The sequence below is a fragment of the Streptomyces sp. SID5643 genome (assembly GCF_009872555.1).
In the GTDB taxonomy this organism is placed as follows: domain Bacteria; phylum Actinomycetota; class Actinomycetes; order Streptomycetales; family Streptomycetaceae; genus Streptomyces; species Streptomyces iakyrus.
Genome location: NZ_WWIC01000237.1, coordinates 1 through 15,481 on the forward strand (window position 1 = coordinate 1; position 15,481 = coordinate 15,481).

The 15,481-nt window shown below is 72.7% G+C and carries 12 protein-coding genes; 7 read left to right on the forward strand and 5 right to left on the reverse strand.

The genetic code is table 11. The features are described 5' to 3' along the window. From infB to GTY56_RS26425, 6 genes are all read left to right on the forward strand, one after another. The coding region (gene infB / locus GTY56_RS26400; RefSeq protein ID WP_202510770.1) for a translation initiation factor IF-2 at window positions 1-2,250 on the forward strand (2,250 nt) is incomplete at its 5' end. Between the two features lie 133 nt (window positions 2,251-2,383). Then, window positions 2,384-2,677 carry a DUF503 domain-containing protein gene (locus GTY56_RS26405; protein WP_161367816.1) on the forward strand — a complete coding sequence of 98 codons (294 nt, stop codon included), beginning with the start codon at window positions 2,384-2,386 and terminating at the stop codon, window positions 2,675-2,677. A gap of 32 nt (window positions 2,678-2,709) precedes the next feature. Continuing rightward, complete coding sequence (gene rbfA, locus GTY56_RS26410) at window positions 2,710-3,162, forward strand: 30S ribosome-binding factor RbfA (RefSeq protein ID WP_033313042.1); 453 nt, start codon at window positions 2,710-2,712, stop codon at window positions 3,160-3,162. Then, window positions 3,159-4,064 carry a tRNA pseudouridine(55) synthase TruB gene (truB, locus tag GTY56_RS26415; protein ID WP_161367817.1) on the forward strand — a complete coding sequence of 302 codons (906 nt, stop codon included), beginning with the start codon at window positions 3,159-3,161 and terminating at the stop codon, window positions 4,062-4,064. The genes rbfA and truB overlap by 4 nt, the downstream gene beginning before the upstream one ends. Before the next feature lie 261 nt (window positions 4,065-4,325). Continuing rightward, window positions 4,326-7,733 carry a S1 family peptidase gene (locus GTY56_RS26420; RefSeq protein WP_161367818.1) on the forward strand — a complete coding sequence of 1,136 codons (3,408 nt, stop codon included), beginning with the start codon at window positions 4,326-4,328 and terminating at the stop codon, window positions 7,731-7,733. Between the two features lie 169 nt (window positions 7,734-7,902). Then, window positions 7,903-8,856, forward strand: a complete 954-nt coding sequence (locus tag GTY56_RS26425) for a bifunctional riboflavin kinase/FAD synthetase (RefSeq protein WP_161367819.1) — start codon at window positions 7,903-7,905, stop codon at window positions 8,854-8,856. On the opposite strand, the gene GTY56_RS26430 is transcribed toward GTY56_RS26425, so the two are convergent. From GTY56_RS26430 to GTY56_RS26450, 5 genes are read right to left on the reverse strand one after another with little or no spacing between them, the layout of a single operon-like run. Beyond that, a complete protein-coding gene (locus GTY56_RS26430) occupies window positions 8,853-9,926 on the reverse strand; it encodes an ABC transporter ATP-binding protein (protein ID WP_161367820.1) in 1,074 nt (357 codons plus the stop codon). The two genes, GTY56_RS26425 and GTY56_RS26430, sit on opposite strands and share 4 nt — an antisense overlap. Continuing rightward, entirely contained in the window at window positions 9,923-10,942 is a 1,020-nt protein-coding gene (locus GTY56_RS26435) for an ABC transporter ATP-binding protein (protein WP_161367821.1), read from the reverse strand. Before GTY56_RS26435 ends, GTY56_RS26430 begins: the two co-directional genes overlap by 4 nt. Continuing rightward, on the reverse strand, window positions 10,939-11,853 hold the full coding sequence (locus GTY56_RS26440; RefSeq protein ID WP_161367822.1) for an ABC transporter permease: 915 nt from the start codon (window positions 11,851-11,853) through the stop codon (window positions 10,939-10,941). The genes GTY56_RS26435 and GTY56_RS26440 overlap by 4 nt, the downstream gene beginning before the upstream one ends. After that, window positions 11,850-12,899 carry an ABC transporter permease gene (locus GTY56_RS26445; protein WP_161367823.1) on the reverse strand — a complete coding sequence of 350 codons (1,050 nt, stop codon included), beginning with the start codon at window positions 12,897-12,899 and terminating at the stop codon, window positions 11,850-11,852. The genes GTY56_RS26440 and GTY56_RS26445 overlap by 4 nt, the downstream gene beginning before the upstream one ends. Before the next feature lie 18 nt (window positions 12,900-12,917). Next, window positions 12,918-14,771: an ABC transporter substrate-binding protein gene (locus tag GTY56_RS26450; protein WP_161367824.1), complete on the reverse strand. Its 1,854-nt coding sequence runs from the start codon at window positions 14,769-14,771 to the stop codon at window positions 12,918-12,920. 410 nt (window positions 14,772-15,181) lie between these two features. Here GTY56_RS26450 and GTY56_RS41200 point away from each other — a divergent pair. After that, the coding region (locus tag GTY56_RS41200; protein WP_161367825.1) for a hypothetical protein at window positions 15,182-15,481 on the forward strand (300 nt) is incomplete at its 3' end.

Consider the following 15,481-nt stretch of genomic DNA (forward strand, 5'->3'; position numbering starts at 1 on the left):
GGTCCGCGTCCCGGCGGCGGTCCCGGTGGCCCGCGTCCCAACCCCGGCATGATGCCGCAGCGTCCTGCTGCCGGCCCGCGTCCCGGCGGCGGTGGCCCCGGTGGCCGCGGTCCCGGTGGCGGCGGTCGTCCCGGTGGCGGCGGCGGTCGTCCGGGTGGCGGCGGCTTCGCCGGTCGTCCCGGTGGCGGCGGTGGCGGTTTCGCCGGTCGTCCCGGTGGTCCCGGTGGCGGTGGCGGCGGTTTCGCCGGTCGTCCCGGTGGTCCCGGCGGCGGTGGCCGTCCCGGCTTCGGTGGCCGTCCCGGCGGTCCCGGCGGCCGTGGTGGCACGCAGGGTGCCTTCGGTCGTCCCGGTGGTCCCGCGCGTCGTGGCCGCAAGTCGAAGCGGCAGAGGCGCCAGGAGTACGAGGCCATGCAGGCCCCGTCGGTCGGCGGTGTGATGCTGCCTCGCGGCAACGGCGAGACCGTTCGCCTGTCGCGCGGTGCCTCCCTCACCGACTTCGCGGAGAAGATCAACGCCAACCCGGCGTCGCTCGTCGCGGTCATGATGAACCTCGGCGAGATGGTCACGGCCACGCAGTCCGTCTCCGACGAGACGCTGCAGCTCCTCGCCGACGAGATGAACTACACGGTTCAGATCGTCAGCCCCGAGGAGGAGGACCGCGAGCTCCTGGAGTCCTTCGACATCGAGTTCGGCGAGGACGAGGGCGACGAGGAGGACCTGATGGTCCGCCCGCCCGTCGTCACCGTCATGGGTCACGTCGACCACGGTAAGACCCGGCTCCTCGACGCCATCCGCAAGACGAACGTCATCGCGGGCGAGGCCGGCGGCATCACCCAGCACATCGGTGCCTACCAGGTCGCGACCGAGGTCAACGAAGAAGAGCGCAAGATCACCTTCATCGACACCCCGGGTCACGAGGCGTTCACCGCCATGCGTGCCCGTGGTGCGCGCTCGACGGACATCGCGATCCTGGTCGTCGCGGCCAACGACGGCGTCATGCCGCAGACGGTCGAGGCGCTCAACCACGCCAAGGCGGCCGAGGTCCCGATCGTCGTCGCGGTCAACAAGATCGACGTCGAGGGTGCCGACCCGACCAAGGTGCGCGGTCAGCTGACCGAGTACGGCCTGGTGGCCGAGGAGTACGGCGGCGACACCATGTTCGTCGACATCTCCGCCAAGCAGGGTCTGCACATCGACTCCCTGCTGGAGGCCGTGATCCTCACGGCCGACGCCTCGCTCGACCTGCGGGCCAACCCGCACCAGGACGCGCAGGGCATCTCGATCGAGTCCCGTCTCGACCGCGGCCGCGGTGCCGTGTCGACGGTCCTCGTCCAGCGCGGCACCCTGCGGGTCGGCGACACCATGGTGGTCGGCGACGCGTACGGCCGCGTGCGGGCGATGCACGACGACAACGGCAACAGCGTCGCCGAGGCCGGTCCCTCGACGCCGGTTCAGGTCCTGGGCCTGACCAACGTCCCGGGTGCGGGCGACAACTTCCTGGTGGTCGACGAGGACCGTACGGCCCGTCAGATCGCCGAGAAGCGCGCCGCCCGTGAGCGCAACGCCGCGTTCGCCAAGCGCACGCGCCGCGTGTCGCTGGAGGACCTGGACAAGGTGCTGAAGGCCGGCGAGGTCCAGCAGCTGAACCTGATCATCAAGGGTGACGCTTCCGGATCCGTCGAGGCGCTGGAGTCCTCGCTGCTCCAGCTGGACGTCGGCGAAGAGGTCGACATCCGCGTCCTGCACCGCGGCGTCGGTGCGGTCACGGAGTCCGACATCGACCTGGCCATGGGCTCCGACGCCATCGTCATCGGCTTCAACGTGCGCGCCGCCGGGCGTGCGCAGCAGATGGCCGAGCGCGAGGGTGTCGACGTCCGGTACTACTCGGTCATCTACCAGGCGATCGAGGAGATCGAGGCGGCCCTCAAGGGCATGCTCAAGCCGGAGTACGAAGAGGTCGAGCTCGGTACGGCGGAGATCCGCGAGGTCTTCAAGTCGTCCAAGCTGGGCAACATCGCGGGTGTCCTCATCCGCTCCGGCGAGGTCAAGCGCAACACCAAGGCGCGCCTCATCCGCGACGGCAAGGTGGTCGCGGAGAACCTCAACATCGAGGGCCTGCGTCGCTTCAAGGACGACGTCACCGAGATCCGCGAAGGGTTCGAGGGCGGTATCAACCTCGGCAACTTCAACGACATCAAGGTCGACGACGTCATCGCGACGTACGAGATGCGCGAGAAGCCGCGCGTCTGACCTGAGTCACGATCGGGGCCGGTCGGCGGGAGTTATTCCGTCGATCGGCCCCGGCCGTTGCGTGTACGGTTCCCGTATCGGCGTCGAAGCGTGGCGCCCGTACCCCGAACCGGCGGGACATCCGGATACACACATGTATGTGGGGACTCTGTCCTTCGATCTGCTCCTCGGCGACGTCCACTCGCTCAAGGAGAAACGCTCTCTGATCCGTCCGATCGTCGCCGAGCTCCAGCGCAAGTACGGGGTGAGCGCGGCCGAGACGGGGAACCAGGACCTCCACCGCAGGGCCGAGATCGGGCTCGCGGTGGTCTCGGGGGAGACGGGACACCTCACCGACGTCCTGGACCGCTGTGAGCGGCTCGTCGCGGGGCGGCCCGAAGTCGAACTGCTCTCGGTTCGACGCAGGCTCCACAGCGACGAAGACTGAAGCAACAAGTAAGCACTTAAGGAGACGGACCAGTGGCCGACAACGCGCGTGCCAAGAGGCTGGCGGACCTCATCCGAGAGGTGGTGGCCCAGAAGCTGCAGCGCGGGATCAAGGACCCGCGGCTCGGCTCGCACGTCACCATCACGGACACCCGGGTCACGGGCGACCTCAGGGAGGCGACCGTCTTCTACACGGTGTACGGGGACGACGAGGAGCGCGCGGCGGCCGCCGCCGGCCTGGAGAGCGCCAAGGGCATCCTGCGCTCCGAGGTGGGCCGGGCCGCGGGTGTGAAGTTCACGCCGACCCTGGCCTTCGTCATGGACGCCCTCCCGGACAACGCCCGCACCATCGAGGACCTCCTCGACAAGGCGCGCCAGTCCGACGAGAAGGTGCGCGAGGCGTCCGCGGGCGCCAAGTACGCCGGCGACGCCGACCCGTACCGCAAGCCCGACGAGGACGACGAGACGGACACCGGCGCAGAATGACCCAGAAGCACACCACGCCCGACGGCCTTGTCATCGTCGACAAGCCGTCGGGCTTCACTTCGCACGACGTCGTCGCCAAGATGCGCGGCATCGCCAGAACGCGGCGCGTCGGGCACGCCGGCACCCTCGACCCGATGGCGACGGGCGTCCTCGTCCTCGGCGTCGAGAAGGCCACCAAGCTCCTCGGCCACCTCGCGCTGACCGAGAAGGAGTACCTGGGCACCATCCGGCTCGGGCAGAACACCCTCACGGACGACGCCGAGGGCGAGATCACCTCCTCCGTGGACGCCTCCGAGGTCACCCGCGACGCCATCGACGCCGGCATCGCCGCGCTGACCGGCGACATCATGCAGGTGCCGTCCAAGGTCAGCGCCATCAAGATCAACGGCGTGCGGTCGTACAAGCGGGCCCGGGAGGGCGAGGAGTTCGAGATCCCGGCCCGGCCGGTCACCGTCTCGTCCTTCGGCGTGTACGACGTGCGGGACGCCGTCGCCGACGACGGCACGGCCGTCCTCGACCTGGTCGTCTCGGTCGTCTGCTCCTCCGGCACCTACATCCGCGCCCTCGCCCGCGACCTGGGCGCCGGCCTGGGCGTCGGCGGTCACCTCACCGCACTGCGCCGCACCCGCGTCGGCCCCTACAAGCTGGACGCGGCCCGCACCCTCGACCAGCTCCAGCAGGAGCTGACCGTGATGCCCATCGCCGACGCCGCCGCGGCAGCGTTCCCCCGCTGGGACGTCGACGCCCGCCGGGCCAAGCTGCTCACCAACGGCGTGCGGCTGGAGATGCCCGAGACGTACGCGGGCTCCGGCCCGGTCGCCGTCTTCGACCCGGAGGGCCGCTTCCTCGCGCTGGTGGAGGAGCACCGGGGCAAGGCCAAGAGCCTGGCCGTCTTCGCCTGACGGGAGGAACCGGGGCCCGGTCTCCGCCCGTGGAGCGGCAGCCACGGGGTACCTCCACTGCCGCCGCTCCACGGTCCCCCCTCGGTTCCCCCACCCCTAGGGTGTATCCAGCCGCCCCCGGTCCTTCACCCGTCCGTGCGGGCGCTCGGAGTGAACCGGGGGAGCGGAAGGGGGCGCTTTCGCAGAGCGATCTGTCCCGCTGATCATCCCGCCCCTACTGTCGAACACGAGGGCACGGGTGTACGGCGGGGAGGCTCGACGATGGCGTCGCGGAACCGGTCCCGGGAGACGGACGACAGCCCACAAGGCTCCACGGACCTCCCCGGACCAGTACGGCACGAGGACGGGGCGGTCCCCGGCGATGCCCTCGTCCGCATCCACGACCTGGCCGGCCGCCCCCGCGGCACCGGCTTCCTGGCCGACCACCACGGCACGCTGATCACCAGCCACGAGGCCGTCGACGGCCTGCCCCGGCTCGTCCTGTACGGCGCCGGCGACCGCCGCCGGGTCGTGTCCGCCGACGCGGTCACCCCACTGCCCGAGCTGGACCTGGCCCTCGTACGGACCGAGGGGCTCGGTGTGCCGCCGCTGCCCGTCACCGTGCGGGAGGGGGCCAGGACCGGCACCTACGTGCGGATCGCAGCCGGTGGCTGGCGCGAGGCACGGCTGCTGGGCTCGACCTCGGTGACGTACGCGGCCACGGACCGCTTCCACCGCCTCGACGCCGCGCTGGAACTGGCGGTCGGCACGGCGGGGCGGGACGCGCTGCGGCTGGGCGGCGGGGCGGCCGGCGGCCCGGTGCTCGACGCCGGGACCGGCGCCGTGGTGGGGGTGCTGGGCACCGCCCTCAGCTCCGATCACCGCGACGTCGGATTCGCCGTACCCCTGCGTTCCCGGCTCGCCGGTGCCGCGCAGCCGCTGGCCGGCGTCCTCGCGGAGAACGCGGCGACGGTTCCCGCCTACGGCGCGGACCTCAATCTGGCCGGGGTGCTGGACCTGACCGCCGCCTCGGTGGCCCTGGAGGGACCGCCCGGCGGAACCGGCGTCCCGCAACCGGTCGAACGGGCGGCCGTGGCGGCCGGGATCGACGCGTTCGCGGGCGGCCCTGCGACCGTGCTCGGCCTCGTCGGCCCACCGGGCAGCGGTCGTACGACGGAACTCGCGGCGCTCGCCGCGCGCCGCCGGCGGGACGGGCAGCCCACGCTCTGGCTGCGCGGCAGTGAACTGCGGGACGGCGACGCGTCGGTGGCGGACGCGGCCCACCGGGCGCTGAACCGGGCCGCCCCCGCCGTGGCCGCCTCCGCCCCGGCCGGCCCGGGTGACATCACGCCCGAGCTCCTGGCCCACCTGGCCCGGTCCGAGGGCCGCCCGCTGCTGCTCCTGCTCGACGGCCCCGAGGAGATGCCCCCGGCCCTGGCCCGCCGTCCGGCCGACTGGATGGACGGGACCACGCGGTGGCTGCGGGAGACGGGAGCCCGGCTGGTGGTGGCGTGCCGGGCGGAGTACTGGGAGAGCGCGCCCTTTCCCGCGCAGCCGTGCCTGGGTCTCGGCGACCTCACCGAGAGCGAGGCGCGGGAGGCGCACCGGCGCCACGGCCTGGGCGATCACGCCCTCGCCCCGGCCGACGCCCGGCACCCCCTCACCCTCGGTCTGCTCGCCGAGGTCCGGGCGGCCCTCACCGAGCCCCCCGAGGGGGCAGCGGTCGACCGGAACGACGTCTTCGCGGCCTACCTCGACCTGATGTCGCTGCGGATCGCCCAGCGCCTGGCCGCAGGCGACGGCCTGCACGGCACCGCCGTACGCCGTCTGGCCGCGAAGGTCGCCGGGCAGGTGCACGAGGCCGCCCGGCGCAGCCTCGGCCCGGGGCCGGCGGACCTGGACCCGGAGGTCTTCGCGGACGTGTTCCCGTGGGGGACCGCCCCGGCGCGGCTCGGCGGAGGCAGCGGCTGGGCGTCGGCCGTGCTCGCCGAGGGCCTGCTCGTGCCCGCCGGCCCCGGCTACCGCTTCGCGCACGAAGGGCTCGCCGACTGGCTCCAGGGCATGCATCTCGACCTCGACGAAGCCCTGCACGCCCTCGTCCACCGAGCCGAGGACGAGGACGCGCAGTCCGATCCCGTGCCGCACCACCGCATCGGGCCGGTCGTCCAGGCCCTGCTCTACCTCGGCCGCCGGCACAGCCCCGGTCAACTGGCTTCCCGCCTTGCCGACCTGGTGCACGCCCTGGACGCCGACCCGCACTCCTGGTGGGCCGCCCGGCTGCTCGCCGGGACGCTGTCGGCCCTGCCCGACGCGGCGCCGTACACGGAGGTGCTGCGGCTGCTCGCCGACCGGATCGTGGCCTGGCGGCGGCAGGAGCGGCCCGTCCCGGAGGAGCTCGGGCCCGCCTTCTGGACCGGCGTCAGGCTCCCGGAGGAGGCCCGCTGCGCCCTGCTGCGGCGGCTGGTCCACGCCGACGGGCCGCCGTGCGAGGCCGGACCCCGCTTCCTGGACGCCGTCGCCGGACTCCTCGCCGCCGACCCCGCGGCCGTGCAACCGCAGCTCGCCCGCTGGTTCGACGACGAGCAGCCGCTGCCCGCCACCCCGCACGCGACCGTGGCCACGGCCGCCCAGGCGCTCCTCCACACCCACCGCCACGGAACCCTGGACGCTCTGACGGACGTGCTCGTCGACCGTGCGCACCGGCGGGCCGACGAACTGCTCGCCGTGCTGGCCGAGGAGGAGCCGTCGGGCGTGTGCCGGGCCGTCGACCGGTGGGCGCGCGACGAGCGGCCGGTGCGGCGGAGCGCCGCCGTGGCGCACGGACTGCGCGTCGCGCCGCACGTGAGCACCGGAGGCGACCGCGCCCTCCTGCGCTACGCGGCCCTCACCCTGCTCGCCCGGCCCGCCGACCGTGCCCTGCACGGCGGCGCCCTCGCCCTCCTCGTCCAGGACCCCCACACCCGGGCCCGCTACCTCCCGCGGGCGCTGGAGCACTTCGCGGCGGGCGACCCGCGGTTCTCACCGGACGCGCTGGCCGGAGCCCTCCTGACCGACCCCGAGCCGGTCCTCGGGGCCTTCGCGGCCCGCCTGGAGCGGCCGGACGGGGAGGAGGCCCTGCGGGCGCTCGCCGACGCCGCCCCGCCCGGCCTGGCCCGGCGGGTCGCCGCAGTGGTGTGCCGGGCGGCCGCCCTGCGGCCGGAACTCGCCGGGCACACCGCCGCGTACGCCGACCAGCGGCTCGACCGGGGCCCCGCCGCCCGGCCCGTGCTCCTGCCGCTGATCACGGGCCTGCTGGAGGAGGGCCCGGTGCGGCTGCGCTGCGCCCTGGCCGCCGTCCTCACCCCGCCCGGCATCCCCGCCTCGCGTCCGCTGCGCCGTGAACTGCGCGAGGCGCTCCTCTCCCGCGAGCACGACACCGACGTCCTGGACGCGCTCCTGCACGCCGCCGCCCGCAACGGCGGGGACGACCTGCGCGACCTCGTCCACCGCATCGGACTGCTCCTCGTGCGCACCCCGGAGGGCGCCACCCGCTTCGACCGTGCCCTGGTCGACCTGGGCCGGCACGTGCCCGGCTTCGCAGCCCGCGCGGCCGCCTGGCTGGCCGAGGCGCCCGAGGAGTGGGCGGCGCTGGTCGGGCCGAGCTCCCACCGGATGATCGAGAACCTGGCGGGCGCGGGCGTGCCCGTGTGACCGGCCTCGGGGCGCCGGGCCGCAGTGCGGTGTCGTGCGCCCTGTCACAGCCCCCATGCCGATGCGGGCAGGAGGCACCCGGCATGGCACCCTTAGACCTGCGCACGAGGCAATCACGGACAACCGACCGGACACGGGTTCGACGAGCTTTCGACAAGGAGCAGGCACAGTGCAGCGCTGGCGTGGCTTGGAGGACATCCCCCAGGACTGGGGGCGCAGCGTCGTCACCATCGGCTCCTACGACGGAGTGCACCGCGGGCACCAGCTGATCATCCGGCATGCCGTGGACCGCGCCCGGGAGCTGGGCGTGCCCGCCGTCGTCGTCACCTTCGACCCGCACCCGAGCGAGGTCGTCCGCCCCGGCAGCCACCCGCCGCTGCTCGCCCCGCACCACCGCCGCGCCGAACTCATGGCCGACCTGGGTGTGGACGCGGTGCTCATCCTCCCCTTCACGACCGAGTTCTCGCAGCTGTCCCCGGCCGACTTCGTCGTCAAGGTCCTGGTCGACAAGCTGCACGCCAAGGCGGTCGTCGAGGGCCCCAACTTCCGCTTCGGCCACAAGGCCGCCGGAAACGTGGAGTTCCTCGCCGCGCAGGGCAAGACCTACGACTTCGAGGTCGAGGTCGTCGACCTGTACGTGACCGGCGCGGCGGGCGGCGGCGAGCCGTTCTCCTCCACGCTGACGCGGCGGCTGGTCGCCGAGGGCGACGTCGAGGGCGCGGCGGAGATCCTCGGCCGGCCGCACCGGGTGGAGGGCGTCGTCGTCCGGGGCGCCCAGCGCGGACGCGAACTGGGCTTCCCGACGGCCAACGTCGAGACGCTGCCGCACACGGCCGTCCCGGCCGACGGTGTGTATGCCGGCTGGCTGCACGCCCAGGGCGAGGCGATGCCGGCGGCGATCTCCGTGGGCACGAACCCGCAGTTCGAGGGGACCGAGCGGACGGTGGAGGCGTATGCCATCGACCGGGTCGGGCTCGATCTGTACGGGTTGCATGTCGCGGTCGACTTCTTGGCGTTCGTGCGGGGGCAGGCGACGTTCGAGACGCTGGACGCGCTGCTGGTTCAGATGGGGCAGGACGTCGAGAAGTGCAGGGAGTTGGTGGCGGCTGAGGGGGCTGCCTAGTCTCCTTGTGGGCCGTCTGCGGGTGTGTGGGGGCTTGTCGCGAGGTTCCCCGCGCCCCTCTGGGGCGCATCTGCAGCTGCCCAGTGGCAAGCCACCTGCGATGTCCCGCTCCCGCTCAGCACCGCCAAGTCTTGGTGCCGGCACGCGTCCGCCACGCCCGCCCGCTCCGCCTCTCCACCCGCCAGGATCTGGCAGCGGGCGTGGAAGCGGCAGCCGGGCGGGACACGGGACGGATCCGGGGGCTCGCCGGTGAGGACGACCGGGGCGCCCGGGGCCTCCGGAAGGACCGACAGCAGGGCCTGCGTGTAGGGATGCCGCGGTGCCGTCAGGACCTGTTCCACCGCGCCCGTTTCCACGATCCGGCCCAGGTACATCACGGCGACCCGGTCCGCGATGTTCCACGCCAGGCCCAGATCGTGCGTGACCACCAGCGCGGACAGGCCCAGTTCGGCGCGCAGCCGGAGCAGCAGGGCGAGGATCTCGCCGCGCACCGAGGCGTCGAGGGACGCCACCGGCTCGTCGGCGACGAGGAGTTCGGGTTCCAGGACGAGCGCCCCGGCGATGACGACGCGCTGGCGCTGTCCGCCGGACAGTTCGTGCGGGTAGCGCAGGAAGAAGCGCTCCGGGGGGCGCAGGCCCGCCCGGGACAGGGCCTCGGAGACCGCCGTGCGTTCGTCGCCGCCGTAGCCGTGGATGCGCAGGCCCTCGGCGACCGCGTCGTACACCGTGTGCCGGGGGTTGAGCGAGCCGCTCGGGTCCTGGAGGACCAGCTGGACGCGTTTGCGGTAGGCCTTGAGGGACCGGCCGGAGTAGTCCAGGGGGCGGCCGTCGAAGGTGACCCGGCCCGCCGTCGGCTCGACCAGTCCGAGCAGGCTGCGGGCCAGGGTCGTCTTGCCGCAGCCGGACTCGCCGACCAGCGCGACGATCTCGCCGGGGCGGATGTCGAGGTCGACGCCGTCCACCGCGCGGGCCCGGGGGCCGCCGTGCCGTCCGGGGAAGGTGACGTAGAGGTCCTGGGCGCTCAGCAGCGGGGCCGTGGTGGCCTCGGGAGCCGTGGGTGATGTGGTCATGGCGTGCCGGGCCTCGCTTCCTCCAGGGGCTCTGGTTCCTCTCGGGCGCCGAGGGGTGCGTCCGCCGGCGGCCCGACCAGCACGCACGCCGCCCGGCGTTCCGGCCCCGCCGTCCGCAGGAGCGGGTCCTGCTCCGGGCACGACTCCAGCGCCACCGGGCAGCGCGGATGGAACGTGCACCCGGACGGCAGCGCGGCCGGGTCCGGCGGGTCGCCCGCCAACCCCTGCGGCGCGAACCGGGACACCGGGTCGCCGATGCGGGGGAACGCGGCCGACAGGGCCCGGGCGTACGGGTGCCGTGCGTCCGCGTACACCTGGGCGGCAGGGCCCTCCTCGACCACCCGGCCCGCGTACATCACCGCCAGCCGGTCGCAGGTGTCGGCGAGGACCGCCAGGTCATGGCTGATCATGATCAGACCGAGGTCCTGGCCCGTGACGAGCTGCTCGATGAGCCGGAGGATCTGGGCCTGGATCATCACGTCGAGTGCGGTCGTCGGCTCGTCGGCGATGATCAGCCGGGGATCGCAGGCCAGGGCCATGGCGATCATGACGCGCTGGCGCTGGCCGCCGGACAGCTCGTGCGGATAGGCGCCGGCGCGGGCGGCGGGCAGCCCGACCTGCTCCAGCAGCTCGCCGGTCTTCCTCTTCGCCCCTGCCGGGGTCGCCTTCTTGTGCAGCAGGATCGGCTCGGCGATCTGGTCGCCGATGCGGTGCACCGCGTTGAGGGAGTGCATCGCGCCCTGGAAGACGACGGAGGCCCCGGCCCAGCGGACCGCCCGGACCCGGCCCCACTTCATGGCCAGCACGTCCTCGCCGTCGAGCAGCACCTCGCCGGTGATCCGCGCGCCCGCCGGCAGCAGCCGCAGCAGAGCCAGTGCCAGCGTGGACTTGCCGCAGCCGGACTCCCCGGCGAGGCCGAGCTTGCGGCCCGCCTCCAGGCGCAGATCGACCCCGCGTACGGCGGCCGCCCCGCCCGCGTACGTCACGGTCAGGTTCCTGACGTCGAGCAGACTCAACGCGGCACCCCCAGCCTGGGGTTGAGGACCGACTCCACGGCCCGCCCGCACAGCGTGAACGCCAGCGCCACCACGGCGATGGCGATGCCCGGCGGCACCAGGTACCACCAGTCCCCGGAACTGACCGCGCCCGCCTCGCGCGCGTCCTGGAGCAGCCCGCCCCACGACACGACCGTGGGGTCGCCCAGGCCGAGGAAGGCGAGGGTCGCCTCCGCGAGGATGGCCGAGGAGATGATCAGGGTCGTCTGGGCCAGGACCAGCGGCATCACGTTGGGCAGCACGTGCCGGGACATGATGTGCCAGTGCCCGCCGCCCAGCGCCTGCGCCCGCTCGATGTACGGCCGGGTCTCCACCGCGAGGGTCTGGGCGCGCACCAGCCGGGCCGTGGTCGGCCAGGTCGTGACACCGATCGCGATGACGGTCGTGGTCAGGGAGCGGGACATCACGGTCGCCAGGGCGATCGCCAGCACCAGCGTCGGCATGACCAGGAACCAGTCGGTGATGCGCATCATCACCGTCGCGTACCAGCCCTTGAAGTGCCCCGCCGTCACCCCGATCAGGGTGCCGATCGCGACCGACAGCACGGCCGCGAGCAGCCCGACCAGCAGCGACACCCGTGAGCCCCAGATCACCAGGCCCAGCAGGTCCCGGCCGAACTGGTCGGTGCCGAGCGGGAACTCGGTGCTCGGGCTCTGCATCGGACGCCCCGGCGCGTCCGTCACGCTGCTCACGTCGGAGCCGACGAACAGGGGTGCGAACAGCGCCAGCAGCGCGCACAGCGACAGCGCGGTCAGGCCGTAGAGCCCCGCCCGTTCGGAGCGGTACTGCCGCCAGAAGCGGGCGACGGAGGCCCGGCGGCGCTGCCGGGCCAGGGCGCGCGGGCTCGGGGCCGTGCCGGTCGTCGTCGTCATCGGGCCACCCGGGGGTCCAGCAGCGGATAGACCAGGTCGGCGAGGGTGTTCATCAGGATCACCGCGGCGGCGAACACGAAGAACAGGCCCTGCACGAGCGGCAGGTCGGGCACGCTCAGCGCCTGGTAGAACAGCCCGCCCAGGCCCGGCCAGGAGAACACCGTCTCCACGAGGATCACGCCCGCCACCGTCCGGCCGAGGTTGATGAAGATCAGGGTCACGGTCGGCAGCAGTGCGTTCGGCACGGCGTGCCGACGGCGGACGAGGTCGTCGCGCAGCCCCTTGGCCCGTGCGGTCGTCAGATAGTCGCTGCCCATCTCGTCCAGCAGCGCCGACCGCGTGACCAGCAGCGTCTGCCCGTACTCCACGGCCACCAGCGTCACCACCGGAAGCACCAGATGGTGCGCCACGTCGAGGACGTATGCGAAGCCCTCCTCACCGCCCGACTCCATGCCGCCGGTCGGGAACATGCCGGGCAGCGGGCCGATGCCCACCGACAGCACGATGATCAGCAGCAGTCCGAGCCAGAAGGACGGGATGGAGTACAGCGTCAGCGCGAGGCCCGTGTTGACGCGGTCGGCCGGCTTCCCGTGCCGCCACGCCGAGCGCGTGCCGAGGAAGATGCCCAGCGCCGTGTAGAGGACGAACGCCGTCCCCGTGAGCAGCAGGGTGTTCGGCAGCGCCTCGGTGATCTTGTCGACGACCGGGGCGCGGAACTGGTACGACGTCCCGAAGTCACCCGTGAGCGCCTTGCCGCAGTAGTCCGTGAACTGCCGCCACAGCGGCAGGTCGAGCCCGAACTCCTCGCGGTAGGCGGCCAGCTGCTCCGCCGACACCTGACGGCCGCCCGTCATGGTCTTCACCGGATCGCCGGGGATCAGCCGGAAGAGGAAGAAGCTGGTCACGAGGACGGCTAGCAGCGACACGGCGGCGCCGGCCACCTTGCCCGCCAGGTACCGCGGGTACGCGGAACTCCTGCGTACCCGCGGCCCGGCCGCCGCCTGCTGCTTGTCCTCGACCAGCGCGGGGGTCGCGTCAGCGGTCATGGGTACCCGCTCGCCGCTTCACTCGCGTTCCTCGGCGGTGGCCCGCCGCCGCATCGCCGCGAAGGCGCCGAGCCCGCCGAGGATCACGACCCCCGCGACGATCCCGACCACGACGCCCGTCGACGACGCGTTGTCCGACGACCCGCCGGAGTCCGCGGGCACCGCCGACCACCAGCTCCAGTAGCCGTCCTGGCCGTAGATGTTGCCCGCCTTCGCCGGCATGGTCGTGATCGACTTGATCTGGTCCGTCCGGAAGGCCTCGACCGCGTTCGGATACGCCATGACGTTCATGTACCCGAGGTCGTACAGCCGCGACTCCATCTGCTTGACGATGTCCGCCCGTTTGGCGGGGTCGTACTCGGTGAGCTGCCGGGCGTAGAGCTCGTCGTACTTCTTGTCGCAGATGAAGTTGTCCGTCGCGCCCGTGTCCTCGGGGGTCGCCGGAAGGGCCCCGCAGGTGTGGATGGACAGCACGAAGTCCGGGTCGGGGTTGACCGACCAGCCGTCGAACGCCAGGTCGTACTTGCCGGCCAGCCACGGGTCGGTCACGTTGTCCAGGCAGTTGAGCCGGACGCCGATGCCGAGTTCGCCCCACCACTCCTGGAGGTACTTGCCGACCGCCTTGTCGTTCGGGTCGGTGGCGTGGCACAGCACGCGGTAGGTGATCGGCTTGCCGTCCTTGCCGACGCGCTTGCCGTCGCCGTTCTTCTTGTACCCGGCCTGGTCGAGGAGCCGGGCCGCCTCGGCCGGGTCATAGGCCAGCTTCTGGCTTGCGGACGGCTTCCAGAAGTAGTCCTGGAAGCGCGGCGGAATGTAGCCCTCGCCCTCGACGGCGTGGCCCCGGAACACCTTGTCGATGATGGCCTCGCGGTCGACGGCCCGGAACAGGGCGTTGCGCACCCGCTGGTCCAGCAGGGAGGGGTGGCCGTCGCCGAACTTCTTGCCGTTCTTGGCCTTGGCGCCCGGATTGGTGGCGAGGGCGTAGAAGCGGCGGCCCGGGGCGTCGTTGACCTGGATGTTGTCGGCACCCTTCAGGGACTCCGCCTGAGCGGGCGTCAGCGACGGGGACCCGGCGACGAAGGACACCTCGCCCTTGCGCAGCGCGGAGACGGCGGCGTCCTGGTCCTTGTAGTAGCGGAAGACCAGCTCGTCGAACTTCGGTGACCCGCGCCAGAAGCTCTTGTTGGCCTTGAGCCGGACATGGCTGTCGGCCTTGTAGCCGCTCAGCACGAACGGCCCGTTCCCCACGACGGGGAAGCTCTTGTCGTTGTTGAACTCGGAGAAGTCCGAGACCTTCTCCCACACGTGCTTCGGCACGATCGGCACGTCCAGAGCGGCCATCGTGGCCTGCGGCTTCTTCAGCTCGATGACCAGCTTGGTGGGGCTCGGGGCCGTCACTTTCCTGAAGTTCCCGACGTAGCTGCCGTTCGCCGTGGCGGCGCCCGTGTCGGTCATCATCTTGTTGAAGGTCCACGCCGCGTCCTCGGCGGTGGCCTGCCGGCCGTCCGACCACTCGGAGTTGTCGCGGATCGTGTACGTCCACGTCAGCTTGTCCGGCGACGGCTCCCACTTGGTGGCCAGGCCCGGGATGGCGTGGTTGTCCTTCGGGTCGTAGTTGGTCAGGTACTCGTACATGAGCCGGTGGATGCTCGTGCTGAGCAGCCGGACCGCGAGGAACGGGCTGAGCGAGTCCACGCTCTGCGCCACGGCGACGGTCAGCACCTTCTTGCCGTCGTCGGCCGCCCGGGCCTGCTGGGGTGCCGGATCGAGCGGGGTCGCGAGACCGGCGGTGAGGGTGAGCGCTGCGGCCCCGGCCAGGGCGACGAGCCGGAGGCCGTGCGGGAGGCTGCGTTTCTGATCGTTCGTGCCCATGGTCGGACCTCGCGTCATCGCTCGGACGGGAAGGACGGGTTGATCAGCTGTCAGCTGCGTGATGTGTGTGTACCAGCGGCCGTCTCCGCCCGTCAACGGCGCGTTCACCCCTTGTGGCCTGCGGAAATAACGAATTGGCGAGCTTTTCGCGCTCATTGGTGGAGACCACTGACGCGCTCCTGGCCAGGGCCTGGCAACGGAATTCGCCCCTGAACGCACCGAGGCCCGCGCCGAGTCGGAACGGCGCGGGCCGGGCGGGGATCGGCCCCGGGAAAAGGGCCGATCGGGTGAGGTGATTACTGCGACGGAGGCGGGGGCGGGGGAGTCTGTCCGTCGGGCTGCGGGTAGCCGTAGCCGGGCTGCGGGGGAGCGGCCGGGGACTGCCCCGGCTGCGCGTACGGCTGACCGGGGTGGGCCGCCGGCTGCCCGGCCCCGGGCTGCTGCCCCGGCTGCCCCGGTTGCGGGTAGGGCGGCTGCCCCGCGGCCTGCGGGTACGGCTGCGGCTGTCCCGGCTGGGCGTAGGGCTGACCGGGCTGGGCGTACGGCTGTCCGGCCGGTGGGTACGGCTGGCCGGACTGTGGCTGCTGTGGCTGCTGCGGATACGGGCCCGGCCGGCCGGGAGCCGGCTGCTGCGGCCCGGGGTACGGCTGCGGTTGTCCCGGCTGGGCGAAGGGCTGACCGGGCATGGGCTGACCGGGCATGGGCTGACC

Bases quoted from the DNA above. Each gene is read 5' to 3' on its own strand.
- GTY56_RS26450 (WP_161367824.1), bottom strand. From the start codon at position 14,771: ATGGGCACGAACGATCAGAAACGCAGCCTCCCGCACGGCCTCCGGCTC.
- GTY56_RS26420 (WP_161367818.1), top strand. From the start codon at position 4,326: ATGGCGTCGCGGAACCGGTCCCGGGAGACGGACGACAGCCCACAAGGC.
- GTY56_RS26405 (WP_161367816.1), top strand. From the start codon at position 2,384: ATGTATGTGGGGACTCTGTCCTTCGATCTGCTCCTCGGCGACGTCCAC.
- truB (WP_161367817.1), top strand. From the start codon at position 3,159: ATGACCCAGAAGCACACCACGCCCGACGGCCTTGTCATCGTCGACAAG.
- GTY56_RS26430 (WP_161367820.1), bottom strand. From the start codon at position 9,926: ATGACCACATCACCCACGGCTCCCGAGGCCACCACGGCCCCGCTGCTG.
- GTY56_RS26440 (WP_161367822.1), bottom strand. From the start codon at position 11,853: ATGACGACGACGACCGGCACGGCCCCGAGCCCGCGCGCCCTGGCCCGG.
- GTY56_RS26445 (WP_161367823.1), bottom strand. From the start codon at position 12,899: ATGACCGCTGACGCGACCCCCGCGCTGGTCGAGGACAAGCAGCAGGCG.